This is a genomic window from Macrococcoides caseolyticum (assembly GCF_002902665.1).
Taxonomy (GTDB): Bacteria; Bacillota; Bacilli; order Staphylococcales; family Staphylococcaceae; genus Macrococcoides; species Macrococcoides caseolyticum.
This window is the reverse complement of sequence record NZ_PPRM01000008.1, coordinates 42100-68566: the sequence shown is the minus strand read 5'-3', so window position 1 is coordinate 68566 and position 26467 is coordinate 42100. Positions and strand designations below refer to the sequence as shown.

The window sequence follows — 26467 nt, the reverse complement described above, 5'->3', positions numbered from 1 at the left end:
GATGTTAGGATTATTAGCCTTTATATTAGTTTTTGGATTAATTGTTACGGTGCATGAACTCGGGCATTTAATCTTAGCTAAACGTGCGGGTATCATGTGTCCAGAGTTTGCAATCGGTATGGGACCGAAGCTCTTCTCTTACAAGAAGAATGAGACGCTGTACACGATTCGTATGCTGCCTGTCGGTGGGTATGTCATGATGGCTGGAAGCGGTATGGAAGAAAACCCGCTAAAAGCAGGGATGAATGTTAATATTAAGAAGAATTCTGATGGCGAAGTGACACATATTCTGCTTGATGAGCAGCATCAATTCCAGCAAATCGAACAAATTGAAGTTATTGATAGTGATTTCGATGATGCAATGTTTATTGAAGGCATCAATCAATATACGCAGCAGCAAGAGCGTCTTCAAATTGCAGAGCAGTCATATTTTGTTCGTGAAGGGGACTTAGTTCAGATTGCTCCTCCGAGCAGACAGTTCAGAACGAAGAAACCGTGGCCAAAGTTCTTAACATTATTTGCAGGGCCATTCTTTAATTTTCTGTTGACACTTGTACTATGTATTATCATTGCATTTATGATAGGTTCTCCTACAAATTCTGTGAAAGAAGTAGCTGAAGATTCTCCTGCAATGAGTGCTGGACTGAAAACAGGTGATAGAATTATACAGCTTAATGACGAGAAGGTAAATACGTTCGGTGAGATAAAAGCATACCTTGCTAATAATGAGGGTAAACCATTAGTTGTTACTGTTGAACGCGGAACTAAGACTGAAAGCATTAAGCTAGAACCTAAGAAGGTCGTCACTCAGATTTCTAAAACAAAGAAAGAAACGACATATCAGATTGGTTTCTTACCAGAAAGACAGTTCTCACTGACAGATCCATTCATTAATGGTTTTAATGAAACGATGCGCTATGCAACGCTGATCTTTACATTACTTATTGAACTGTTCACTTCTATATTTACGGGTAGTTTTTCTTTTAACATGTTAAATGGACCTGTAGGTATCTATAAATTTACAGATACTGTTGCGCAGCAAGGACTTATCCCACTGCTCAATTTAGCAGCAATGCTTTCTATAAACATCGGCATTATGAATTTGATACCTGTTCCTGCTTTAGACGGCGGACGTATATTGTTTGTTCTGTATGAGGCTATATTCAGACGTCCTGTGAATAAACGTGTCGAGATGATTATCGTCGGAGCAGGGGTAATCTTTATGTTCTTTGTGATGATAATGGTGACGTGGAACGATATTTCAAGATACTTCTTAAAATAAACAGCACAGTGCTGTTTATTTTTTGTTTGATTAATGAATATTTTATTATATGATATATGTATTATAGATTTTAGGAGGCAGCTATGAAACAGAGTAAAATGTTTATTCCAACATTAAGAGAAGTTCCAAGCGATGCAGATAGCAAGAGTCATCAGCTACTGCTTAAAGCAGGGATGATCAAACAAGTCGCAAGTGGTGTGTATAGTTACTTACCGATTGCTAAACGCGTATTAAATAAAATCGAGTCAATTGTCCGTGAAGAGATGGAAGCGATTGATGGTGTAGAAATATTAATGCCTGCCTTACAGCCTTCAGAGCTTTGGAGCGAGTCTGGTCGCTGGCAAAGTTATGGCGCAGAGCTTATGCGCATGACAGACCGTCATGGTCGTGAATTTGCGCTCGGACCAACACATGAAGAAATCATTACATCACTAGTGCGTGATGAATTAAAGTCATATAAGAAGTTACCGGTAACGTTATTCCAGATTCAAAACAAGTTTCGAGATGAGAAGCGTCCTAGATTTGGATTGTTACGTGGCCGTGAATTTATTATGAAGGATGCATATAGCTTCCATGCAACAGAAGCGTCACTTGATGAGACATATCAGGATATGTATAATGCATATTCGAAGATTTTCTCGCGTCTAAACTTACAGTTCCGTCCAGTTATCGCAGATAGTGGTGCAATTGGTGGAAGCCACACACATGAATTTATGGCGTTAGCGGAAATTGGTGAAGATACGATTTGTTATACGGATGGCAGTGATTATGCAGCAAATATCGAAAAAGCAGAAGTCGTATACCATCCAAATAAGAAACATACAGAAGAGAACGTATTAGAAAAAGTACATACGCCTGGCGTAAAAACAGCGCAGCAATTAGCAGATTTCTTGAAACGTGACCTAGATGAAATTGTAAAATCGATGATTGTTAAAGTTGATGACCAGTTTGTAATGTTCTTAATTCGTGGACATCATGAATTGAATGATATTAAGGTAAGATCATTCTTTGGAACAGAACATGTAGAGATGGCAACAGAGGATGACATTCGTTCAATCCTAGATGCGAGCCCAGGTTCACTAGGACCCGTCGGAGTTAATAAGATTGATATCTATGCAGATAACAGTGTACAGGATCTCAATAATTTAGCAGTCGGTGCAAATGAAGATGATTATCATTATGTGAATGCTAATGTAGATCGTGACTTTAACGTGAAAGCCTATGGTGATTTCCGATTTATATTAGAAGGTGAACCAGCTGCAGATGGTAGTGGTCCAGTTAAATTTGCAGAAGGTATAGAAATCGGCCAAGTGTTTAAACTCGGAACAAAGTACAGTGAAAGTATGAATGCGACTTTCTTAAACGATCAAGGCCGAGCAGAGCCTATGGTAATGGGATGTTATGGAATAGGTGTTTCACGTACATTATCAGCAGTGATCGAGCAGCATAACGATGATAAAGGTATTATATGGCCAACTGCTATTACGCCATATGAAGTGCATATCATCAGTGTGAATCCTAAACAGGAAGTCCAAAAAAACCTTGCAGACCAGCTTTATGATGCATATCGCACGCAGTATGAAGTACTATATGATGACCGAGCAGAACGTGCGGGTGTGAAATTTAATGATGCAGATTTAATCGGAATACCGGTTCGTGTGGTGGTTGGGAAACAAGCAGCTGACGGTATTGTCGAGGTTAAGAACCGTCGTACTGGGGACGCTGTTGAAGTCCATATAGACAATTTACAAGAAACGATTCAATCAATTTATGCATCTTTTGAATCATAATTTGATATAATGAATAATAAAAGTAATACGCACCTGCGTGTTACTTTTTCATTTTGAAGGTGGTAAAAAACGTGACAATAAATAATAATGAAAAATTTAAAGTATTGTTGAAGCAGCTGCAGATCGAAGATTTATTTACAATACCTGATCTCGATGAAGCGGAGCTCACTAAGATTGATATTTATAAGCATGACCGTAGATGGCATATGTACTTTAAATTTCATACGCACCTGCCATATGAGTTATTTGCCTTGCTTAAATCAAAGATTAAAGAACATTTTGAACATATTGCAACGGTGACATTTGAAATAGAAGTATTGGATGCTCTTGATACAGAAAAACTCTGCGCATATATTCCTTATGCGATTGATCAGACGAATATGAGTCCGAGCTTAAAGCATCAGTTAAATAGTAAACCCTTTACATTCAGTGGTGATATATTGAAGTTTCATGTAACCAATGAAATTGAGAAAGTTCATTTTGAAAAGAACTGTAATGGCACGCTTCTTAAAGCCTTTAAAGACGTAGGCTTTAATGTCTCACGCTGTATATTTGAAGTGTCAGACAATGCTGAACAAGAAGAGCTGGCATCTTTAGAAGCGTATATACAGGAAGAAGAAGAGAATCACAGCAAAATATTAAGGGAAAAGATGATCGAACGAGAAAAGCAGCGTAAGGAAGATGATGGCCCTGAAGTGACACGTTGTCAGATAGGGAAGCCGATACAAATTGAAAATGTTAGACGTATCGAATCCATTATTGAAGAAGAATATAAGGTTGCACTTGAAGGCGTAGTCTTTGATATTGACATTAAGGCCCTGAAAAGTGGACGACATATCGTGCAGCTTAAAATTACAGATTACACAGATTCTTTAATCGTCAAGATGTTCACACGTAAAGGAAAGAATGACCTAGAGCATTTTGAGTCATTAAAAATCGGAGACTGGGTACGTGTACAAGGTCGTATTGAAATGGATACCTTTGTACGAGACCTGGTCATGATGATGGATGATATTGAGGCCATCAAAAAACCTGAAAAGCAAGATAAGTCCCAGGACAAACGTGTTGAATTCCACCTGCATAGTGCAATGAGCCAGATGGATGGTATCACGCATATCGGAAAATATGTTGCTCAAGCTGCAAAATGGGGGCACAAAGCAATCGCGGTAACCGATCATAACGGTTGTCAGGCATTTCCGGATGCGCATGCTGCAGCAAGTGCGGCGGGCATCAAGATGATCTACGGTATAGAAGGGATGCTTGTAGATGATGGCGTGAACATCACTTATAAACCACAAGATATAACGTTGAAAGATGCGACATACGTCGTCTTTGACGTAGAGACAACAGGTTTAAGCTCACAATATGATAAAATTATTGAACTTGCGGCAGTTAAAGTAAAAGACGGAGAAATTATCGATAAGTTTGAGCGCTTTAGCAATCCCGGAGAACGTCTGAATGAAACGATTAAGAACCTGACTGGAATCACTGATGATATGCTTATAGATGCACCGCCGATCGAATCTGTATTGAACGATTTTAAAGATTTTGTAGGGGATGCAATCTATGTTGCCCATAATGCAAGCTTTGATATGGGATTTATCGATACGGGGTTCGACCGCTTAGGATATGGACCAACGGAAAATGGTGTTATCGATACGTTAGAACTTTCAAGAACAATCAATACTGAAATGGGCAAACATGGCCTTAACTTTCTTGCCAAGAAGTATGGTGTAGAATTAACACAGCACCATAGAGCTATCTATGATGCGGAAACGACTGCGCATATCTTTGTGAAGATGTTAAAACAGATGGAAACGCTTAGTGTTACGAACCACAAGGAAATTGACCTGAAGCTCTCAAATAAGGATGCGTATAAACGTGCCCGACCGATGCATGTAACATTAATCGTACAGAATCAGAAAGGACTAAAGAATCTTTTCAAAATCGTAAGTGATTCTATGGTGAAATACTTCTATAGAACACCAAGAATCCCGCGTTCACTTTTGAATGAATATCGTGAAGGTATACTGGTCGGCAGTGCGTGTGATAACGGTGAAGTGTTTACGGCGGTGATGCAGAAGGATCAGGAAGAAGTTGAGAAAATCGCGCGCTACTATGATTATCTTGAAGTACAGCCAAAAGCACTATATCAGCATTTATTAGATAAAGACTTGATTCGTGATAATGAAACGATGGAAGAAATCTATCAGCGTATCCTCGACGTTGGTGAAAAACTAGACATTCCAGTTCTAGCCACAGGTAATGTCCATTACTTAAATGAACATGATAAGATTGCGCGTGAAATCTTGATTGCATCAAATCCGGGTAATCCGTTGAATAGACAGACGTTACCGGATGCACATTTTAGAACGACAGATGAAATGCTAGATGCCTTCCATTTCTTAGGGGAAGAGAAAGCGTATGAAATCGTCATCAAAAACACCAATGAACTTGCTGACCGTATAGAGACGGTTATTCCTATTCAGGATAAACTGTTCACACCGAATATCGATGGTGCAAATGAAGAGATTCGAGAGATGAGCTATGCACGTGCACGTAGTATATACGGAGAAGAACTTCCTGAAATTGTTGTTGCCAGACTGGAGAAAGAACTGGATAGTATCATCGGTAATGGATTTGCCGTGATATATTTAATTTCTCAGAAGCTTGTGAAGAAAAGTCTGGATGATGGTTACCTGGTAGGGAGTCGTGGTTCGGTTGGATCAAGTTTTGTAGCGACAATGACCGAGATCACTGAAGTCAATCCATTACCTCCTCATTATATTTGTCCGAAATGTAATTCAAGTCATTTCTTTGAAGATGGAAGTGTTGCGAGTGGTTTTGACTTACCAGATAAATCATGTCCATCTTGTGATGTACCTTACATTAAAGAAGGGCAGGATATTCCGTTTGAAACGTTCTTAGGATTCAAAGGTGATAAAGTTCCGGATATTGACTTAAACTTTAGCGGAGAATATCAGCCGATCGCACATAACTATACAAAAGTACTATTTGGAGAAGATAAAGTATTCCGTGCAGGTACGATCGGTACGGTTGCAGAGAAAACGGCATTCGGTTATGTGAAGGGCTATATGAATGATTCAGGTACGCATAAACGTGGTGCTGAAATTGATAGGCTTGTAAAGTCATGTACGGGTGTCAAACGTACGACAGGACAGCACCCTGGTGGTATTATCGTTGTGCCCGATTATATGGATATCTATGATTTTACACCGATTCAATATCCTGCAGATGATCAGTCCAGTGCATGGAAAACGACTCATTTTGATTTCCATTCTATACATGATAATTTATTGAAGCTAGATATCCTCGGACACGATGATCCTACGATGATTCGTATGCTCCAGGATTTATCAGGTATGGATCCTAAGACAATTCCTGTCGATGATAAAGAAACGATGAAGATATTCTCGAGCCCTGAGTCTCTAGGTGTAACTGAAGAGGATATATTATGCAAGACTGGAACCCTAGGTGTGCCAGAGTTTGGTACTGGCTTCGTGCGTCAAATGCTTGAAGATACAAAGCCTTCATCATTCAGTGAGCTCGTGCAGATTTCTGGATTATCTCATGGGACAGATGTATGGCTTGGCAATGCCCAGGAACTTATAAAGAGCGGGACCTGTGATTTAAGTTCTGTTATCGGATGTCGTGATGATATTATGGTGTATCTAATGTATGCCGGCTTAGAACCATCACTTGCATTTAAGATTATGGAATCTGTGCGTAAGGGTAAGGGATTATCTGAAGAGTTTGAAGTTGCAATGCGCGAGAACAATGTACCTGAATGGTATTTGGATTCATGTAAAAAGATTAAATACATGTTCCCGAAAGCCCATGCAGCAGCATATGTCCTGATGGCGGTACGTATCGCATACTTTAAAGTGCATCATCCGTTATATTATTATGCAAGTTACTTCACTGTTCGTGCGAGTGACTTTGATTTATTGACGATGACGAAAGACAAGCATACGATCAAAGCAACAGTTAAAGATTATTATAGTCGTTTTCATGATCTTGGTAAGAAGGAAAAAGATGTACTCACAGTGCTTGAAATCACTAATGAAATGGCGCAGAGAGGCTTTAAGGTTCAGCCGATTTCACTGGAAAAAAGTACAGCATTTGAATTTATTATTGAAGGCGATACATTAATTCCACCCTTTATCTCTGTTCCAGGTCTAGGTGAGAATGTTGCGAAACGCATCGTAGCAGCGAGAGACGAGGGACCTTTCTTGTCAAAAGAAGAGCTGAATAAAAAAGCAGGTGTTTCTCAAAAGATTATTGATTATCTAGACGAACTCGGAAGTCTTGCTGGTATGCCTGATAAGGCACAGCTCTCAATTTTTGACCTGTAATTATTTGATGAATGAACAACTTTATGTTATGATTTAATTGTTAAAGAAAATACTCTACTAGCGAAAAGAGTGGGAATCCCCGCTCTTTTCTTACGTTTATGTTAGGAGGATTATATGAGTAAAGTTACAGAACGCGTTGAAGCGATATGTCAACCGGTAGTTGAATCTTTAGGATTTGAACTTGTAGATGTGGAATATGTGAAAGAAGGTCCGGATTATTATCTACGTATCGCCATAGACAAGCCAGGTGGTATCGATATCAGTGACTGTGCACTGGCAAGTGAGAAAATCAGTGAAGTGATGGATAAAGAAGACCCGATTACAGAAGCATATTTCCTGGATGTTTCATCTCCAGGTGCGGAACGTCCGCTCAAAAAGGAAAAGGATTACGAGAATGCAATTGGTAAACATGTATACGTAAAACTTTACGAACCTGTTGAAGGGGATAAAGAATGGATCGGTGAATTAAAAGAAGTCTCAAAAGATACGATAACATTATCAGCAAAGATTAAAACGAGAACAAAAGTGATTGAAATTGACCGTAAGCGTATTGCTAAGATTCGTCTTGCAGTCATTCTATAGGAGGCAGTTATGAAAAACAATGAATTATTAAATGCGATTGATTTTCTTGAAAAAGAAAAATCGATTCCAAGAGAAGTACTGATAGAAACGATTGAGGCAGCTTTGATTACTGCTTATAAGAAAAACTATAATTCGGCAAACAATGTACGTGTTGAACTGAATATGGATAACGGAGCATACCGAGTATATTCACGTAAGGACGTAGTTGAAGAAGTAATGAACTCAAGAGAAGAAGTAAGTCTTGAAACAGCATTATTATCGAACCCTGCATATGAAATCGGCGATATATATGAAGAGGATGTTACACCTAAAGATTTTGGACGCGTTTCAGCGCAAGCTGCAAAGCAAGCAGTATTACAAAGATTAAGGGATGCAGAACGTGGTATATTATATAATGAGTTTATCGATAAGGAAGATGATATTATGACTGGTATCATCGACCGAGTGGATCATCGTTATGTTTATGTAACTTTAGGTAAGACAGAGGCTGTTTTATCTGAAGCAGAAAGAAGTCCGAATGAAGTTTATCGTCCGACAGAACGAATTAAGGTCTATGTCAATAAAGTGGAACAGACGACTAAAGGACCTCAAATCTTTGTGTCACGTAGTCATCCAGGATTATTAAAGCGTTTATTTGAACAAGAAGTTCCTGAAATTTTTGATGGTACGGTAGTGGTAAAATCTGTAGCCCGTGAAGCAGGAGATCGCTCGAAGATCAGTGTCTATTCGGATAATCCTGATATCGATGCTGTGGGTGCATGTGTGGGTGCGAAAGGTGCACGTGTTGAAGCAGTTGTGGAAGAACTCGGTGGAGAAAAAATTGACATCGTTGAATGGAGTGCAGATACGAAGACTTTCGTTAAGAATGCATTGAGTCCATCTCAAGTTGTCGATGTATTGGTAGACGAAGCGAACCAGTCAACAACAGTAATCGTTCCAGATTACCAGTTGTCCCTCGCTATTGGTAAGAAAGGTCAGAATGCACGTCTTGCTGCCAAGCTAACGGGCTGGAAGATTGATATTAAATCTGAGACAGATGCTAAAGAAGCGGGCATTTATCCGGCAGAATAGGGGGATTTGATGAAACAACGTAAAATACCCATGAGAAAATGTATTCTTTCGAATGAAATGAAACCTAAGAAAGAAATGATTCGTGTCGTTAAAAATAAAGAAGGCGAAATATTTGCAGATGCGACCGGTAAGCAAAATGGGCGTGGTGCATATGTTTCGATGGATCTGGATATCATAAATAAAGCACGTGAAAAAAAGAAATTAGAACATTATTTTGAGACCGATGAAACGGTGATGAATCCAGTATATGATGAAATTATTCGACTTATCTATAGAGAGATGATTCCAAAACGATGACATCTAAAGATAAATTGTTGAATTTGCTAGGTCTTGCGATGCGTGCAAGAAAGTTATCTACTGGAGAAGAACTTGTATTAAATGATGTACGAAGTAAACGTGCTAAGCTCGTCATCATTTCTACAGACGCATCAAATAATACTACGAAAAATGTTTCGAACAAATGCCAGTCCTATCAAGTCGCTCTAGAACAAGTATGTACTAGGTATGAACTAGGGTTTGCACTTGGTAAAGATGAACGTGTAACAATTGGCGTTCTGGATGCAGGATTTGCCAAGTCAATGAAAGCTTTGATTCGAGACATCAATGAGGAGAGAAGCTATGAGTAAAAAGAGAATATATGAATACGCAAAAGAAGTCAGCTTAAAAAGTAAAGATATTATCGATGCATTAAAGAAAATGAACATCGAAGCGTCGAGTCATATGCAGGTAATCGAAGCAAAAGAAATCGCTGCATTAGATAAGATCTTCAAGAAATCAGATGCCAAATCAGAAGTGAAATCTGAGCAAAAAGCTGAAGCAAAAAAAGAAGAACCGAACAAAGAACAGCCTAAAAAAGAAGAACCGAAAAAGCAAAGTGATCAGAAGAGACCACAAAATAATAATCAAAAACGTAATCCAAACCATCGTCCTGGAAGCCATAATAAGCCAGGTACGGGCGGTCCATCTAAAAACAAAAAAGGTAAAGGCAAAGGTAAACAAAAACCTGAACCAAAACAAGAAGTACCTGTTGTAAAAGAAACACCTTCTAAAATTACGTATGAAGAAGGCATTACAGTAGGAGAGCTGGCTGAAAAACTAGGTAAAGATGCTTCTGAAATCGTTAAAAATTTATTTATGGTCGGTATTATGGCTAATATCAATCAATCTTTAAACCAAGAAGCAATCGAGCTTATTTGTGATGAGTATGGCGTAGAAGCTGAACTAGAAGTTGTTGTCGATGCAACGGATCTAGAAACATATTTTGAAGATGTAGATGCTAATGAAGAGGATATTATGGAACGTCCGCCTGTTGTTACAATTATGGGACACGTTGACCATGGTAAAACTACATTACTTGATTCTATCCGTAATACACGTGTTACTGCAGGAGAAGCAGGAGGAATCACACAGCATATCGGTGCATATCAAATTGAATATAATGATAAGCCTATTACATTCCTTGATACACCAGGGCATGCTGCGTTTACGACAATGCGTGCACGTGGGGCACAAGTAACAGATATCACGATATTAGTAGTAGCAGCTGATGATGGCGTAATGCCACAAACGGTTGAAGCTATCAACCATGCGAAAGCAGCAGAAGTACCAATCATCGTCGCTGTAAACAAAATTGATAAGCCGACTGCTAATCCAGACCGTGTAATGCAGGAACTTGGTGAGCATGGTTTATACCCTGAAGATTGGGGCGGAGACACAATATTTGTGCAGCTTTCTGCGATAAAAGGTGACGGTATTGATGACTTGCTTGAAATGATTCAGCTTGTAACTGAAGTGGAAGAATTAAAGGCAAATCCAAAACGTACAGCGATTGGAACTGTAATTGAAGCGGAACTAGATAAATCTCGTGGACCAGCTGCATCTTTACTTGTTCAAGATGGTACGCTTGAAATCGGTGACTCTATCGTTGTTGGTAATACGTTCGGACGTGTTCGTGCAATGGTGAACGACCTTGGCAAACGTATTAAGACAGCTGGACCATCTTTACCAGTTGAAATTACTGGACTTCAAGATGTGCCTTTAGCGGGTGATCGTTTTGTTGTATTTAAAGATGAGAAGAAAGCACGTCGTATTGGTGAAGCACGTCAGCAGCAAAATATTTTAGCACAGCGTCAGGAATCTCAAAAAGTTTCGCTTGATAACTTATTTGAACAGATGAAACAAGGTGAGATGAAAGACTTGAACGTTATCATCAAAGGTGATGTTCAAGGTTCAGTTGAAGCACTGGCAGCATCATTGATGAAGATCGATGTTGAAGGCGTTAACGTACGTATTATCCATACAGCAGTGGGGGCAATCAATGAATCTGACGTTACTTTAGCGTCTGCATCTAACGGTATTATCATTGGTTTTAACGTCCGCCCTGATGTTAATGCAAAACGTGCGGCAGAAGCTGAAGGTGTAGATATGCGTTTACACCGTATCATCTATAAAGTGATTGAAGAAATTGAAAGTGCGATGAAAGGGATGTTAGACCCTGAGTTTGAAGAAAAAGTAATCGGTCAAGCAGAAGTTCGTCAAACAATCAATATTTCTAAAGTTGGTACAGTAGCTGGAAGTTATGTGACTGACGGTAAGATTACGCGTGATTCACAAGTACGTATCATTCGTGACGGTATCGTCGTTTATGAAGGTCAAGTTGATGCATTAAAACGCTTTAAAGACGATGTACGTGAAGTGGCACAAGGGTATGAGTGCAGTATCACGATCGAAAACTTCAATGACATCAAAGAAGGCGACATCTTTGAGGCCTTTGTAATGGAAGAGATTAAACGCGTCTAATAATGCATGGTTAAGCTCTTTTTGAGAGTTGAAAGAAGAGCAGTCTAAACTACAACATTAAAACACTTCACGATTATTCGTGAAGTGTTTTTTTAGATTAATAGGGAATAGAGCGTTTCATGATTGTTAACGGCGATATACTTAGGATCGAACTGCTGCACATGTTGGTAGAGACTATTTTTATCTCTCTTATCTTTCAGTTGTACGCCAATGATGACAGCACCTTTACTTCTTGCAGTTTTCTTGAGGTATTCAAACTTTGTGATATCATCTTCAGGACCCAGTACATCGTTAACAAATGTTTTCAGTGCACCTGGTCGCTGTGGAAAGTTAACGATAAAGTAATGTTTTAAAGATTCATACAGGAGTGCACGTTCTTCGATTTCATTCATACGATTGATATCATTATTGCCACCGCTGATGATACATACAACATTCTTGCCGATGATATGATCCTTAAAATGTTCCAGAGCACTTACGCTTAGTGCACCTGCAGGTTCAGCGACAATCGCTTGTTTTGTATACATATCGATGATTGTGCTGCAGACCTGTCCTTCATCGATAGCGACACAATCATCGATCACCTGTCGTGCGATATCAAATGTCAGTTCTCCCACAGTTGCAACAGCAGCACCGTCTACGAATTTATCGATAGCATCTAATGTGAGTCTCGTCCCCTTGTCAAGGGATTGTTTCATGCTGCTTGCTCCGCGAGGTTCTACTGCAATGATCTGCGTTTCTTTGCTGACATCCTTAAGATATGTACCAACACCTGATATTAATCCACCACCACCGACCGCCTGAAAACAGTAGTCGATTACAGGCTGATCCATAATGATTTCCTTTGCGACAGTTCCTTGGCCAGCTACTGTATGATTGTTATCGAAAGGATCGATAAAGCTAAGGTTATGATCTTCTGTATATTGTAGTGCGGCATCAAGACACGCATCAAATGTATCTCCATACAGTTTAATCTCCACGTTATCTTGCCCAAAGAACTTGACCTGTTCTATCTTCTGATTCGGTGTAGTTACCGGCATAAAGATGACTGCGTGCAGGCCGAGTTTATTTGCAGTGTAGGCGACACCTTGTGCATGGTTGCCGGCACTGGCACAGCTGATACCTTGCTGTCGAACCGCGGGGGTCAGCTGGCTGACGGCATAATAGGCTCCTCTTAGCTTGAACGAGCGTACCCATTGCAGGTCTTCACGTTTCAGGTAAACATTGCACTGATATTTTTGAGATAGATATAGATCCTTTTCAAGTGGTGTATGCTTGACTACATGTTTCAGCACTTCATATGCCGCTTCTATATCATCTTTTGTAACAGGCATCTTTGTATGCGTATCGTTCATACTCTTCCTCCTCTAGTTGTTATTGATAAACGGCATCATCGTTCTTAGGTCTGCACCGACTTTCTCTATAGGATGTCCTGCCTGGGTACTTCTCATAGATTTAAAAGACTCAAATCCATTATTATTGTCTTCGATAAACTGCCTGCTGAATGCGCCAGACTGGATATCAGCTAGTACCTGTTTCATATTTTCCTTAACTTCGGGGGTAATAACGCGCGCACCAGAGACATAATCTCCAAACTCAGCGGTATTTGAGATGGAATGTCTCATCTTCTCCATACCGCCTTCGTACATAAGGTCCACAATCAGCTTCATTTCATGCAGTACTTCGAAATAGGCAAGTTCTGGCTGATAACCAGCTTCCGTCAGTGTTTCAAAACCGTAGTGGATGAGCTTTGTGATACCGCCGCAGAGTACCGCTTGCTCACCAAAAAGGTCTGTCTCTGTTTCTTCCTTGAAGGTCGTTTCGATGACACCGGCGCGCGTTGCACCGATGCCGTGTGCATAGTTTAGTGCAAGGGCCTTTGCATCACCAGTTACATCCTGATCGACTGCAAATAACGCAGGGACAGCACTGCCCTTAACATATTCACGTCGAACAAGATGTCCTGGTCCTTTTGGTGCGACTAAGAAGACATCAACATCGTCAGGAGCTTTGATTGCACCGAAATGCACATTAAATCCATGAGCGAAAACTAGAGCCGATTGTGGTTTGAGATGAGGTACGATTTCCTCGTTGAACACACGCTGCTGTACTTCGTCCGGCATAAGGACGACGGTAACATCCGCACGTTCCACAGCTTCACTGACGTCATATGCTTGAAATCCATCTTCTTCTGCCTTTGTTCTGGACTGTCCTTCACGTACTCCGATGACTAAGTCATAGCCACTGTCCTTAAGATTCAATGCATGCGCGTGTCCTTGAGAGCCGTACCCTAATACTGCGATTTTCTTATTTTTTAAGTATTCCTTATTTACATCGTTATCATAATATACTTTAGCCATTATAAAACCTCCTGAGTTGTGTTGTTCACTACCGATAATACAGTTACTGGTTTTTCTAGTTGTTTGATGACAGTATGAATGTTCTGGCCGTTTCTTAATGCTACTTCCAATGTCAGATTAAATTGTCCGCCTTCTGATTGTCCATGCAGTGCTATAACTCTAATGTCTCGTCGGAAACAGATGCTTGTAATACGATTCAGCACTTCGGGACGGTCTGTCATGCAGATGCTAAGCGAGTAGTTCATTCGTATCCCTCCACTTCATGATTAGGTTGCCCAGATGGAACCATTGGAACCACCATCTCATCAGGGGAGATTCTGATCTCGATGAACGCAGGACCTTGATAAGCAAGTGCTTCATAAAGTGTCGCTTCCAGAGCCTGTTGCTGAGTGATAAGGTAGGGTTTGACGCCATATGCGTTGCTCAGCATCTGAAAGTCAGGCTGTCCACTGAAGACTGACTCGCTATAACGCTGACCATGGAACTTATGCTGCCATTGTTTCACCATGCCGAGCGTACCATTGTTCAGCATGATGATTTTGACCGGGAGCTGATATTCGTTTAATATCGCCATTTCCTGGTTGGTCATCTGAAAGCCGCCATCACCGACAATAGCAACTACCATCTGATTAGGTGCGCCAAGCTGTGCACCGATTGCAGCAGGAATACCGTAGCCCATCGTGCCGAGACCACCACTTGTGATCAGCTGTGCCTTCTTGAATGGATAGTATTGGGCGGTCCACATCTGATGCTGACCTACATCCGTTGCAACAACGGCTTCATCTGTAAACCTACCGATAAGTTCAACCACATGTTGTGGTCTGATGAAAGTTTCGGCCTGTCTATACTTGAAGGGGTACTGCTGATGTCTTTCGATACATATCTCTGTCCAGCTGCTGTCGACAGAGCAAGGTAGATCCAGCAGCTGTGTAAGAACCGACCTGACATCTCCATGGATTGCGAGGTCAGCTTGTATAACCTTATTAAGTTCACTTTGATCTATATCGATATGAACGATCTGTTTGTTCTGCTGAAAGGCTGCAGTATCTCCGATGAGCCTGTCATCAAACCGACTCCCGAAGTTGATCACGCAGTCACTTTCAGAAAGTGCCATGTTCGCTGCATAGCTACCATGCATGCCCCCCATACCTAAAAAGAGAGGGTTATCGTAAGGCACTGCGCCTAGTCCGAGCAGTGTTGTGACTACTGGGAGGTGATGTTTTTCTGCGAAACGTGTCAGCAGACCGTTTGACTGAGAATGATTGATACCTGCACCTGCCAATAGAAGGGGACGCTGTGCTTGAGCAAGTAAATTTGCCAGCTTGTGGACTGTTTCGACGTGGACATTTGGTGCAAGTGTGTAACCTGGCAGGGTCATCTCAGTCTGTAAAGGGCCTCTAGCCATACTGATTCCGATATCTTTAGGAAAATCTATAACCACTGGCCCTTTACGACCTGTAGTGGCTACGTGGAAGGCTTCGTTGATAACTCGAGGTATCTCTTCTACTGAGCGGATCTGATAGTTATGTTTCGTGATTGGTGCTGTCAGTGATATCAGGTCTGCTTCCTGGAATGCATCTAGTCCGATACCTTGCTGATGCACTTGTCCTGTGATGACGACAAGGGGGAGTGAGTCACAGTAGGCATCTGTTATACCGGTTACTGCATTTGTCGCGCCGGGACCACTTGTCAGCACGACAACACCAGCTTTGCCGCTTGAACGTGCGTAGCCTTCTGCGGCGTGTATCGCTCCTTGTTCATGTCGCGTCAGAATATGCTTGAAAGGTGCGTCGTAGAATGCATCATAAAGTGGAAGTACCGCGCCTCCTGGATATCCAAAGACATATTCTACATCGTTGTCAACGAAAGATTGCACAAGCAGTTGTGCGCCTGTTTGTTCATGGTTCATGGTATTCCTCCTTATAATAGATGTTCTGGTATCTGCATAACACCGCCTGTATTGGCACTTGTGACGAGTGCTGTATAACGTGCGAGATAGCCCGATTTAACTTTCACCTTAAAAGGTTGTAGGCGTGCCTTACGTTGCTTCAGCTCATCATCTGTTACAGCGACGTTCAGCGTACGATGCACAAGATCGATGGTAACCATATCCCCATCTTCAATGAGTGCGATAGGTCCTAAAGCCGCTGCTTCAGGTGAGATATGACCGACTGCAATACCACGGGTTGCACCTGAGAACCTGCCGTCAGTAATCAAGGCGACCTCCTTACCAAGGCCACGTCCGACGATGGATGAGGTAGGGGCAAGCATCTCAGGCATCCCTGGGCCACCTTTTGGACCTTCGTATCTTATAACGACGACATGCCCCGGACGTACTGTATGGTTATCGATTGCTGCGACTGCTGCGTCATGGCTATCGAAACAAATGGCTGCACCGGTGAACGTCTGTATAGAAGAATCGACACCGCCTACTTTGATAACCCCTCCAAGTGGCGCGATATTACCATGAAGCATCGAAAGACCGCCGTGTTCACTGTAAGGGTTATCCAGTGTATGGATGACTTCCTCATTTTGTATTGTGTAAGCAGCATTATTGTCACGTAGAGTATCACCAGTAACTGTCATGCGGTCAGGATGAAGAATGCCTTCGCGTTTCATCAGTTCATTGATGATTGCAGGTACACCACCTGCGGTATGTACATCATGCATGGAGTAGGAAGAACTCGGTGCAATCTTCGATAAGTAGGGCGTTTTTTCAGCTATTTCATTGATACGCTCTAAGTCATAGTCGATACCCGCTTCGTTTGCAAGTGCGAGTGTATGAAGGACAGTATTTGTGGAGCCTCCCATTGCCATATCCAGTGCAAATGCATCGTCAATCGCCTCTTTCGTTACGATATCTTTCGGTTTGATATCACGTTTGACAAGGTCCATCAGCTTAAATGCGCTCTCTCTGATTAATGCTCTGCGTTCTTTACTGACAGCAAGTGCAGTACCATTGAAGGGGAGTGCAAGTCCAAGCACTTCCATAAGACAGTTCATGGAGTTTGCAGTAAACATACCAGCACAAGAACCACATGTCGGACATGCATTTTGTTCCATATCAAGAAAGTCCTCTTTTGTGATTGTACCTTCCTTGAATGCGCCGACCGCTTCAAACATGCTGGATAATGTCAATGCCTTGCCGGTAGCGGATAATCCTGCCTTCATTGGACCTCCTGAGCAGAAGATAGCAGGCACGTTTGTTCTTACAGCAGCGAGCAGCATGCCAGGTGTTATCTTGTCGCAGTTCGGAATATAGAAGACACCATCAAACCAGTGGGCATTGATAACTGTCTCTGCTGCGTCAGCTATGATTTCACGGCTCGGGAGAGAGTATCTCATGCCGATATGACCCATAGCGATTCCATCATCAACCCCGATTGTGTTAAATTCAAACGGTATGCCGCCAGCTTCTCTAATCGCTTCTTTTGCGATGTCTGCAAGTTCTCTTAGATGGACATGTCCAGGGACGATATCGATATACGAGTTGCAGATTGCAATAAATGGTTTATTCATATCTTCTAGTGACTTAATTTGTCCCGTTGCGTGCAGCAGGCTACGGGCCGGTGCTTGTTCAGGTCCTTTTTTGATCATATTACTTCTCATATAAATCCTCCCTTAATTTTACAAACAAAAAAAACGATGCCCTGAATAGGACATCGTTCCCAGTCCTATTCATGTGAAATAGGACTTAAACTTATAAGTAGTGTAATCTACCTACAGTTCCAGTCCGGACCGATAATAATAATAATAATGTTGTTAAGTTGTAAATGTCTGTTATTCATCATCATCTGTCCTTCCTGTTTTTTTGTATGTTACAAATTTAAAGTAAAATGAAATAGTTGTCAACACAATATTTAAAATTTTCTAAAAATTTAGCAAGATACAAAACTGTAAAATTGACAATCAGCAGTGCGAATCCTTATAATAAAAGTAATCGAAAGTATAGAGGTGAAGTATATGAGTTTAAGAAGTGAGCGTGTTGGTGAACAGCTTAAGAAAGAAATCAGTGAAATTATCAATCAGAAACTAAAGAATCCGAATGTCGGTTTTGTTACAGTGACAGAAGTTGAGGTTACGGGTGATTTAAGTCTGGCATCGGTTTACGTAACGGTGCTTGGAGAAGAGAAAGAGCGTAAGAAATCTTTAGAAGGTCTGGAGAAATCTAAAGGATTCATTAAATCAGAAATCGCACATCGTATGGATTTACGTATTGTACCTGACTTGAAATTTAAATATGATGAATCCATTGACTATGGTAATAAAATCGAGCGTATGATTGCGGAATTAAATAGAGATAAATAGACCAATCACACTTTTTCATGTAAACTATTTTAGAGTTTACTGAAGGAGTGTTTTTTTATGGATGGCATTATCGGTATTAATAAGGCACGTGGGATGACGAGTCACGATGTGGTGTTTAAGCTACGTAAAATATTAAGGACGAAGAAAGTCGGCCACACCGGGACGCTTGATCCTGAAGTGGATGGTGTATTGCCGATTTGTGTCGGTAAGGCGACGCGTATCAGTGATTATGTGATGCAGAGTGGTAAACGTTATATTGCAGAAGTGACCCTTGGCGTTCAAACGGCGACTGAAGATGCTCATGGTGAGATTGTGAAGACCGTATCGATTGAAGAAGGGATGTTCACAGAGGCGCAGGTTGATGAAGTATTACTTCGACTAACGGGTTCAATCAGACAAGTTCCACCGATGTATTCGGCGGTTAAGGTGAAAGGGCGCAAATTGTATGAATATGCACGTGAAGGAATTGAGGTTGAGCGTCCAGAACGTACAGTGCAGATTTACGAATTAATACGTACAAGTGCTGTTCGTTTTATGGATGGTAAATGTATATTCAATATTGAAGTCGCATGTGGTAAAGGGACATATATTAGAACACTTGCTACTCAGATAGCAGAAGGTCTGGGTACTATTGGCCATATGTCCGATTTGACACGAACGGAGAGCGGTGGATTTAAGCTTGAAGACTGTATTACAATAGATGCGTTACGTGAAGTACCCTATGATGCAATAGCTGAGCTTCTCAAACCGATAGAGACGGGGCTCGCCCATATGCGGCATGTCGCTGTCGATGAGCCGACATCCGTCAAGATTATGTACGGCCAAAAGTTACGTCAGATGAGCCCACCGATTGAAGATGAGACGGTGATGTCGTACAATGATAAGGTAATAGCAATTTTCATACCGGATGACAAGCATCCAGGTTTGATCAAAGCTAAAAAAGTATTTAATTAGGGGATAGCTATGAAAACAATTGAAATGATACATCCGATCGAGCAGTGTTACGATCATGAACCTTGTGCGCTTGCAGTTGGTTTCTTTGATGGGATTCATACTGGCCACCAGAAGGTCATTGAAACCATGATATGTATTGCTGAAAATAAAGGATTAAAAAAAGCGGTGATGACATTTGATCCTCACCCTTCTGTCGTCTTAAATCCTGAAAAACAGCGCACAGATTATTTGACACCGATGCAGGAGAAGAAGCATATATTAGAAACGATGGGTATTGATTATTTATTTATCGTACCATTTACTTCTTCACTCGCTAAAATGGAGGAGCATGATTTTATCTCGAATTATTTTACTAAAAATCATGTAAAAGAAGTTGTAGCTGGTTTTGATTTTACTTATGGTAAATATGGAAAGGGAAATATGCTTAAACTTGAAGCGGATAAAGAGGATTTTAATGTAACGACTGTAGAAAGACATGCGCTAGCTGACGAGAAAGTTTCTACTACATCAATTCGTAAAGATCTGATGCATGGCGATATCGAATCGGTGAATGCACAACTTGGAAGACCTTATAAAATCACTGGTCTTGTTGTTCAAGGTGAAAAGCGTGGACGTACAATCGGATTTCCGACGGCAAATGTTGAGCCGAATGAGAATTTTGTATTACCACGTTTAGGTGTGTATGCCGTTACGCTGAAACTCGATCAGACTGGTAAGATATATAAAGGTGTATGTAATGTGGGGGTAAAACCAACCTTCCATGATCCTGAAAAACAGCAAGTTTCGATAGAAGTGAATATCTTTGATTTCAAAGACTCGATATATGGGGAGCGTGTTGAAATTGAGTGGTATGAATTTTTACGCGCTGAAAAGAAGTTTGATGGTATCGATAGTCTGATTGCGCAAATAAATGCGGATAAAGCACAGGCAATTGAAATATTGAATCACATTCATCTTGATTAATTATTGATTCATGATATAATAACGAGGTACCTTTCCTTGGCTTATAGATCACTCCGACTTTATGCTCAGGTTATGGTGTCAACTAAATTTATAGGAGGCTATTAATAATGGCAATTTCACAAGAACGTAAAAATGAAATCATTGCACAATACCGTGTACATGAAACTGACACAGGATCACCAGAAGTACAAATCGCAGTTTTAACAGCAGAAATCAATGCGTTAAACGAGTATTTACGTACTCATAAGAAAGACCACCATTCACGTCGTGGTTTATTAAAAATGGTAGGTCGTCGTAAAAACTTATTAACTTACTTACGTGAGAACGATGTTCAACGTTACCGTGAATTAATTAAATCATTAGGATTACGTCGTTAATTCTAATTTTACCGAAAGAAACCTATGTTTCTTTCGTTTTTTTTATGCTATTTATGACATAATATGAATTGTCATGTTATGATTAAGGATATATGTGAGAGAGGAGATACATACATGTCTCAAGAAAAGAAAGTTTTTAAAACAGAATGGGCAGGTCGTCCATTAATTATTGAAACTGGCCAGTTAGCGAAACAAGCAAATGGTGCAGTACTCGTACGCTACGGGGATACGGTAGTATTATCAACGGCGACAGCGAGTAAAGAACCTAGAGATGTGGACTTCTTCCCGTTAATGGTTAATTATGAAGAGAAATTATATGCAGCAGGTAAAATACCTGGAGGATTCAACAAACGTGAAGGCCGTCCAGGTGAGGATGCTACTTTGACTTCACGATTGATTGATCGCCCGATTCGTCCATTATTCCCAAAAGGTTATCGTCATGATGTTCAGGTCATTTCTATCGTTATGAGTGTAGACCCGGATAATTCACCTGAAATGGCAGCGATGATCGGTTCATCTATGGCGCTTGCGGTTTCAGATATTCCATTTGAAGGACCAATTGCAGGTGTAAATGTAGGTTTAGTTGATGGAGAACTCATCATAAATCCTGACGTTCAGCAGCGCGAAGTTTCTGTTCTGGACTTACAAGTTGCTGGTCACTTCGATGCGGTCAACATGGTTGAAGCGGGTGCAAAAGAAGTAGCGGAAGATAAGATGCTTGAAGCAATCATGTTCGGTCATGCTGAAATCAAGAAACTTGTTGAATTCCAGCAATCGATCATTGATGAGATACAACCTGTAAAGTCTGAGTTTGTACCTGTTGAAGTGGATGCAGACTTAGAATCAAAGGTAGAACAATTATCAGAAAGCTTTGGACTATCTCAAGCGATTCAGACTCAGGAAAAGCTTGCACGTGAGGAAAATATTACAGCAATCAAATTAAAGGTTATCGAAGCTTTTGAAGGTGAAGATGAAGCTGTTATCACTGCAGTGAACAAGAAGTTTGATGCACTGATCAAAGAAGAAGTGCGTCGTCTTATCACAGAAGAAAAAGTGCGCCCGGATGGACGTCGCCCAGACGAAATTCGACCGCTTGATTCAGAAGTCGGTATTTTACCACGTGTACATGGTTCGGGATTATTTACACGTGGACAAACGCAGGCATTATCAGTTGCAACACTTGGTGCGCTAGGTGAGCATCAGATTATCGATGGGCTTGGTGTAGAAGAAGAGAAGCGTTATATGCATCATTATAACTTCCCGAATTTCTCTGTAGGTGAGACTGGGCCAATTCGCGCACCAGGTCGTCGTGAAATTGGCCATGGTGCACTTGGTGAACGTGCGCTATTGCAGGTCATTCCAGATGAAAAAGAATTCCCATATACAATTCGTGTTGTATCGGAGGTTTTAGAATCAAATGGTTCTAGTTCACAAGCATCAATCTGTGGTTCTACGCTTGCCTTGATGGATGCGGGTGTACCTATTAAAGCACCAGTTGCGGGTATTGCAATGGGTCTTGTAACAAAAGATGAAAATTATACAATTCTATCTGATATCCAAGGTATGGAAGACGCACTTGGTGATATGGACTTTAAAGTTGCAGGGACAAAAGAAGGTATCACAGCAATACAGATGGACATTAAGATTAATGGGTTAACGGAAGATATCTTACGTGAAGCATTAGAGCAGGCGCGAGTAGGTCGTCTGCATATTATGGAACATATGTTATCTACAATTTCTGAACCAAGAGCAGAACTTAGCCAATACGCACCTAAAATTGAAATTATTCATATTAATCCTGATAAGATTCGTGATGTTATCGGACCAGGTGGTAAGAAAATCAACGAAATTATCGATGCAACAGGAGTTAAGCTTGATATTGAACAAGATGGTACAGTGTTCATCGGTTCAAGTGATGCATCAATGATAGAGACGGCGAAGAAGTTGATCGAAAATATTGTACGTGAAGCTGAGGTTGGCCAGATTTATATGGCAACGGTAAAACGTATCGAGAAGTTCGGTGCATTTGTTGAAATCTTCCCAGGTAAAGATGCGCTCGTACATATCTCGCAAATTGCTTTAGAACGTATAAACAAAGTAGAAGATGTTGTGAAGCTTGGCGATCAGTTCCTGGTGAAAGTCACTGAGATTGATAAACAAGGTCGCATAAATGCATCACGAAAAGTGCTGTTAGAAGAAGAGAAGAAAGCATCAGAAGAAAAATAGAGCATTAAGGTGAGGCGATATGTCTCACCTTTTTATTTGATTTGTCTGTGAGGAGATTATTTGGAGCATATTAAACTTAAGAATGATATGACGTTTGCATATCATGAAACAAAGTTAGAGGTTGTGCATATTGGACTTTATATTAAAGTGGGTACATCGGATGAGGAAGGTTATCCATCAGGTATCGCGCATTTTATTGAACATATGGTATTTAAAGGGACGAAGCAGTTTCCATTTCAAGAGATATCAGATAAAATTGATGCAATCGGTGGAGAAGTCAATGCCTATACAACGAAGACATATACATGTTATTCGATTAAGACGTTAAAACGTTTTGAACGTGTTGCGATTGAATTGCTGAAAGAAATGGTCTTCTGTGCTACGTTCCCGAATGATGAACTAGAAAAAGAACGTCAGGTCATTCTTGAAGAGATAAAAATGATCGAAGATGATGATGAAGAACGTGCATTCGAACAATTTGAAGCTGTATTATTCCAAGGGTCACCATATAATACACCGATTCTTGGTACGGCTGACAGTGTGAATAATATTACTCAGACAATGCTTGAAGATTTTTATCATAAGTTTTATCAGCCGAATAATATGATCTTGTCGTATGTTGGAACTGACTATCATTTTATTAAGGATTACTTTGAGCAATTTAACTCTGTTCATAATGTTAGACGCCCGCTGAAAAGATTTACAATGAACACGATGCATCTTACGCATCATAAAGAAAGTATGGAACAAGCACATGTTATACTAGCGCATAGAGGAATAGGCTATCTGGATGAAAAAAGTACATGCTATGAAATTATAAACAATATTTATGGTGGCAGTATGACGAGTCTGCTATTCAGAAGGTTAAGGGAAGCACAAGGATTATGCTATGCATTATATTCATCGGTCGATGCTTATGAAGAGGGTGGTGTTCTATATACATACTTCGCTACTGACGCAAAAAACATAGAGCGATGTATGACAGAGATTCATCTTATACACAAGCAGCTTGCAGCAGGTATTGACGAATCGTTGCTTTTAAAAACCAAACATTACCTTGTAACAAATTTATATATGAATCTAGATTATGATGGCTCCATTATGGAGCATATGGGTAAGAGCATACTGCTTTATAATAAGATATATGAGATACATGAACTTGAAGATAAAATAATGGCTGTTACATTAGAAGAGGTTGATGAAACGCTGCAGGTTTTTAAGAAAGCGTATGCAAGTTACCGAATTTACTAGGTTTCTATAGATTAATCCTTGCTAAAAATGTATAATATGGATGACTATATAACAAGGAGATGTAACTATGGTATTTGATAAAATTCAGGTGAATGGTTCAGAAATTGAAGCAGAAGGACGTTTTAGAATTGAAGATGAAACTGTACATGTGTCAACGACAAGCGAAGATGTGGGATTAGCGTTTAAACAAGTTGAGACAACAAATGCACCTGTGCAGCTTGTACTTTATAAAGGGGACACAGATCGCTATTCATCTGAGGGGCTGACATTAAAGCACTATACAGTAGCTGGTGGCGAATTTAAGATGGAACTAGAGAAATAATAGCAGATGTGCGTAAGCCTTATTATAGAGGCTTACGCATTTTTTATTGTTAAATTGTCTTTATTTAGCTTATAATATAAGAAGTATGAATTGAACGGGTAGAATTTAGGAGGAACTATTTTGAATCTAGTAAAAAAAGAAAATGAACATATAAAGATGACACCCCTTGGTGGTGTAGGTGAAATAGCAAAGAACATGTACATCGTTGAAGTAGACGATGAAATGTTTATGCTTGATGCAGGACTGATGTTTCCTGAAGATGAGATGCTTGGAATAGATGTGGTTATACCAGATATTAACTATGTTATTGAGAACAAGGCAAGATTAAAAGGAATATTCCTTTCGCACGGGCATGTTGATGCAATTGGAGCTTTAAAGTACATTATGAATCAGATTGATGCACCTATCTATGGTTCTCGTCTGACGATAGCACTCGTTAAAGACCGCATGAAAGAAGCGAATATAAATAAGAAGATAAAGTATTACACTGTCAATAATGACTCAATCATGCGTTTTAAAAATGTGAACGTGTCATTTTTCAGTACATCACACAGTATTCCAGATAGTCTTGGTATCGTGATTCATACATCACATGGCGCTATCGTTTATACTGGTGAATTTAAGTTTGATCAGAGTTTGTCGGGAAGCTATAGACCAGATATTACAAAGATGGGACAGATTGGCGATAATGGTGTACTTATGCTGATCAGTGATTCCACAGAAGCTGAGAAACCGGGATACAATACACCTGAGAACGTCATAGAAAGTCACATCAATGACGAATTTGCTAAAGTAAATGGCCGTATTATTGTCTCTTGCTATGCATCGAACTTCATTAGAATACAGCAAGTACTAAACAGCGCAGCAAGAAATAACCGAAAAGTGTCATTTCTAGGTAAATCATTAGAAAGCTCTTTTAATACTGCACGTAAGCTGGGATACTTTGATATAAAAGAACAATTGCTGATACCGATTAAAGATGTGGAGAAGTATCCTAAGAATGAAGTCATCATTATTGCGACTGGTACTCAAGGTGAACCGATAGAGGCACTTGCACAGATGGCGCTCAATAAACATAATATATTGAATATAGAAGAAGGAGATACAGTATTTATTACGACGACACCTTCATCTAACATGGAAGTCATATTAGGCTCTACAATTAATCATCTTGTTAAAGCAGGTGCGAAAGTCATCCCTACTAATAAGAAGATTCATGCTTCTGGACATGGATGTATGGAAGAGCTTAAGCTCATGCTCAACTTAATGAAGCCTACTTACTTTGTTCCGGTCCAAGGTGAATTTAAGATGCAGATTGCTCATGCGAAGCTTGCTGCTGAGGCAGGTGTACTGCCTGAACATATCTTCTTATTAGAAAAGGGGGATTGTCTGAACTTTGACGGTGAGTACATGCTTGCGAACGAAAAGGTAACAGCGGGTAATGTCTTGATTGATGGTATTGGTGTTGGAGATGTCGGCAATATCGTATTAAGAGACCGACGCCTTCTAAGTGAGGATGGTATATTTATTGCTGTCGTAACAATCGACCCGAAAAATCGTACTATCGCTGCAGGGCCACAAATTCAGTCAAGAGGATTTGTTTATGTACGTGAGAGTGAGGATCTTCTAAAAGAAGCTGAAGAAAAGGTCAGAGCTATTGTAGAGGATGGTTTGACTAAAAATAAAATTGAATGGGCTGAAATTAAGCAGGAAATGCGTGATAAGCTGAGTAAGCTGCTCTATGAACATACGAAACGCCGTCCGATGATTATTCCTGTAATTTCAGAAATTTAAATTATAAATAAA

General features: G+C 40.3%; 20 protein-coding genes and 2 pseudogenes. 17 read left to right on the top strand and 5 right to left on the bottom strand.

The features are described 5' to 3' along the window. Nucleotide 1: 1 nt before the first annotated feature. The 9 genes and pseudogenes from rseP to infB all read left to right on the top strand — a co-directional run. Nucleotides 2–1282, top strand: a complete 1281-nt coding sequence (gene rseP / locus CD152_RS01875) for an RIP metalloprotease RseP (RefSeq protein WP_101039682.1) — start codon at nt 2–4, stop codon at nt 1280–1282. Nucleotides 1283–1365: 83 nt separating this feature from the next. Next, the gene (locus tag CD152_RS01870; protein WP_101152207.1) at nt 1366–3072 is read left to right on the top strand and encodes a proline--tRNA ligase; all 1707 of its coding nucleotides are present in this window, start codon (nt 1366–1368) and stop codon (nt 3070–3072) included. 71 nt (nt 3073–3143) lie between these two features. Further along, a complete protein-coding gene (locus tag CD152_RS01865) occupies nt 3144–7448 on the top strand; it encodes a PolC-type DNA polymerase III (RefSeq protein WP_407943919.1) in 4305 nt (1434 codons plus the stop codon). Nucleotides 7449–7562: 114 nt separating this feature from the next. Further along, entirely contained in the window at nt 7563–8030 is a 468-nt protein-coding gene (gene rimP, locus CD152_RS01860; protein ID WP_012656757.1) for a ribosome maturation factor RimP, read from the top strand. Between the two features lie 9 nt (nt 8031–8039). Next, the gene (nusA, locus tag CD152_RS01855) at nt 8040–9101 is read left to right on the top strand and encodes a transcription termination factor NusA (RefSeq protein WP_086038576.1); all 1062 of its coding nucleotides are present in this window, start codon (nt 8040–8042) and stop codon (nt 9099–9101) included. A gap of 9 nt (nt 9102–9110) precedes the next feature. Continuing rightward, nucleotides 9111–9398, top strand: coding sequence for an RNase P modulator RnpM (gene rnpM / locus CD152_RS01850; RefSeq protein ID WP_041635898.1), 288 nt, complete (start codon nt 9111–9113; stop codon nt 9396–9398). After that, nucleotides 9395–9727, top strand: a complete 333-nt coding sequence (locus CD152_RS01845; protein WP_012656759.1) for a YlxQ family RNA-binding protein — start codon at nt 9395–9397, stop codon at nt 9725–9727. Before rnpM ends, CD152_RS01845 begins: the two co-directional genes overlap by 4 nt. After that, nucleotides 9720–9879 (top strand): annotated as a pseudogene (locus CD152_RS12225) (translation initiation factor IF-2 N-terminal domain-containing protein); the annotation flags it as partial. The gene CD152_RS01845 and the pseudogene CD152_RS12225, both read left to right, overlap by 8 nt. 113 nt (nt 9880–9992) lie before the next feature. Further along, a pseudogene (infB, locus tag CD152_RS01840) lies at nt 9993–11900 on the top strand (translation initiation factor IF-2); the annotation flags it as partial. Between the two features lie 92 nt (nt 11901–11992). On the opposite strand, the gene ilvA reads toward infB, so the two are convergent. From ilvA to ilvD, 5 genes are read right to left on the bottom strand one after another with little or no spacing between them, the layout of a single operon-like run. Next, complete coding sequence (gene ilvA / locus CD152_RS01835; protein ID WP_101140659.1) at nt 11993–13255, bottom strand: threonine ammonia-lyase IlvA; 1263 nt, start codon at nt 13253–13255, stop codon at nt 11993–11995. A gap of 12 nt (nt 13256–13267) precedes the next feature. After that, nucleotides 13268–14260, bottom strand: coding sequence for a ketol-acid reductoisomerase (gene ilvC, locus CD152_RS01830; protein WP_101140658.1), 993 nt, complete (start codon nt 14258–14260; stop codon nt 13268–13270). Continuing rightward, a complete protein-coding gene (locus CD152_RS01825; protein WP_101140657.1) occupies nt 14260–14505 on the bottom strand; it encodes an acetolactate synthase small subunit in 246 nt (81 codons plus the stop codon). Before CD152_RS01825 ends, ilvC begins: the two co-directional genes overlap by 1 nt. Beyond that, a complete protein-coding gene (gene ilvB, locus CD152_RS01820) occupies nt 14502–16169 on the bottom strand; it encodes a biosynthetic-type acetolactate synthase large subunit (protein ID WP_103214292.1) in 1668 nt (555 codons plus the stop codon). Before ilvB ends, CD152_RS01825 begins: the two co-directional genes overlap by 4 nt. 11 nt (nt 16170–16180) lie before the next feature. After that, the gene (gene ilvD / locus CD152_RS01815) at nt 16181–17869 is read right to left on the bottom strand and encodes a dihydroxy-acid dehydratase (protein WP_103214291.1); all 1689 of its coding nucleotides are present in this window, start codon (nt 17867–17869) and stop codon (nt 16181–16183) included. A 354-nt stretch (nt 17870–18223) separates the two neighbouring features. On the opposite strand from ilvD, the gene rbfA reads away from it, so the two are divergent. The 8 genes from rbfA to rnjB all read left to right on the top strand — a co-directional run bounded on the left by rbfA (nt 18224) and on the right by rnjB (nt 26455). Further along, nucleotides 18224–18568, top strand: a complete 345-nt coding sequence (gene rbfA / locus CD152_RS01810) for a 30S ribosome-binding factor RbfA (RefSeq protein WP_012656768.1) — start codon at nt 18224–18226, stop codon at nt 18566–18568. 57 nt (nt 18569–18625) lie between these two features. Continuing rightward, nucleotides 18626–19522: a tRNA pseudouridine(55) synthase TruB gene (gene truB, locus CD152_RS01805; protein ID WP_101140654.1), complete on the top strand. Its 897-nt coding sequence runs from the start codon at nt 18626–18628 to the stop codon at nt 19520–19522. A gap of 9 nt (nt 19523–19531) precedes the next feature. Next, nucleotides 19532–20485 carry a bifunctional riboflavin kinase/FAD synthetase gene (locus tag CD152_RS01800; RefSeq protein ID WP_101140653.1) on the top strand — a complete coding sequence of 318 codons (954 nt, stop codon included), beginning with the start codon at nt 19532–19534 and terminating at the stop codon, nt 20483–20485. A 107-nt stretch (nt 20486–20592) separates the two neighbouring features. Continuing rightward, entirely contained in the window at nt 20593–20862 is a 270-nt protein-coding gene (rpsO, locus tag CD152_RS01795) for a 30S ribosomal protein S15 (RefSeq protein ID WP_103214290.1), read from the top strand. 114 nt (nt 20863–20976) lie between these two features. Beyond that, nucleotides 20977–23088, top strand: a complete 2112-nt coding sequence (gene pnp, locus CD152_RS01790; RefSeq protein WP_101143222.1) for a polyribonucleotide nucleotidyltransferase — start codon at nt 20977–20979, stop codon at nt 23086–23088. Between the two features lie 60 nt (nt 23089–23148). Beyond that, nucleotides 23149–24339: a M16 family metallopeptidase gene (locus CD152_RS01785; protein WP_101140651.1), complete on the top strand. Its 1191-nt coding sequence runs from the start codon at nt 23149–23151 to the stop codon at nt 24337–24339. A gap of 67 nt (nt 24340–24406) precedes the next feature. Further along, nucleotides 24407–24661: a hypothetical protein gene (locus CD152_RS01780; protein ID WP_041635905.1), complete on the top strand. Its 255-nt coding sequence runs from the start codon at nt 24407–24409 to the stop codon at nt 24659–24661. Between the two features lie 120 nt (nt 24662–24781). Continuing rightward, nucleotides 24782–26455 (top strand): ribonuclease J2, encoded by a 1674-nt coding sequence (rnjB, locus tag CD152_RS01775; RefSeq protein WP_101140650.1) that lies wholly within the window; start codon nt 24782–24784, stop codon nt 26453–26455. Nucleotides 26456–26467 lie beyond the last annotated feature (12 nt).

Coding starts and splice junctions, on each gene's coding strand:
- CD152_RS01800 (WP_101140653.1), top strand. CDS start 19,532: ATGAAAACAATTGAAATGATACATCCGATCGAGCAGTGTTACGATCAT.
- nusA (WP_086038576.1), top strand. CDS start 8,040: ATGAAAAACAATGAATTATTAAATGCGATTGATTTTCTTGAAAAAGAA.
- ilvB (WP_103214292.1), bottom strand. CDS start 16,169: ATGAACCATGAACAAACAGGCGCACAACTGCTTGTGCAATCTTTCGTT.
- CD152_RS01780 (WP_041635905.1), top strand. CDS start 24,407: ATGGTATTTGATAAAATTCAGGTGAATGGTTCAGAAATTGAAGCAGAA.
- rseP (WP_101039682.1), top strand. CDS start 2: ATGTTAGGATTATTAGCCTTTATATTAGTTTTTGGATTAATTGTTACG.
- CD152_RS01825 (WP_101140657.1), bottom strand. CDS start 14,505: ATGAACTACTCGCTTAGCATCTGCATGACAGACCGTCCCGAAGTGCTG.
- ilvC (WP_101140658.1), bottom strand. CDS start 14,260: ATGGCTAAAGTATATTATGATAACGATGTAAATAAGGAATACTTAAAA.
- CD152_RS01845 (WP_012656759.1), top strand. CDS start 9,395: ATGACATCTAAAGATAAATTGTTGAATTTGCTAGGTCTTGCGATGCGT.
- ilvA (WP_101140659.1), bottom strand. CDS start 13,255: ATGAACGATACGCATACAAAGATGCCTGTTACAAAAGATGATATAGAA.
- CD152_RS01870 (WP_101152207.1), top strand. CDS start 1,366: ATGAAACAGAGTAAAATGTTTATTCCAACATTAAGAGAAGTTCCAAGC.
- pnp (WP_101143222.1), top strand. CDS start 20,977: ATGTCTCAAGAAAAGAAAGTTTTTAAAACAGAATGGGCAGGTCGTCCA.
- ilvD (WP_103214291.1), bottom strand. CDS start 17,869: ATGAGAAGTAATATGATCAAAAAAGGACCTGAACAAGCACCGGCCCGT.
- rimP (WP_012656757.1), top strand. CDS start 7,563: ATGAGTAAAGTTACAGAACGCGTTGAAGCGATATGTCAACCGGTAGTT.
- rpsO (WP_103214290.1), top strand. CDS start 20,593: ATGGCAATTTCACAAGAACGTAAAAATGAAATCATTGCACAATACCGT.
- rbfA (WP_012656768.1), top strand. CDS start 18,224: ATGAGTTTAAGAAGTGAGCGTGTTGGTGAACAGCTTAAGAAAGAAATC.
- rnpM (WP_041635898.1), top strand. CDS start 9,111: ATGAAACAACGTAAAATACCCATGAGAAAATGTATTCTTTCGAATGAA.
- truB (WP_101140654.1), top strand. CDS start 18,626: ATGGATGGCATTATCGGTATTAATAAGGCACGTGGGATGACGAGTCAC.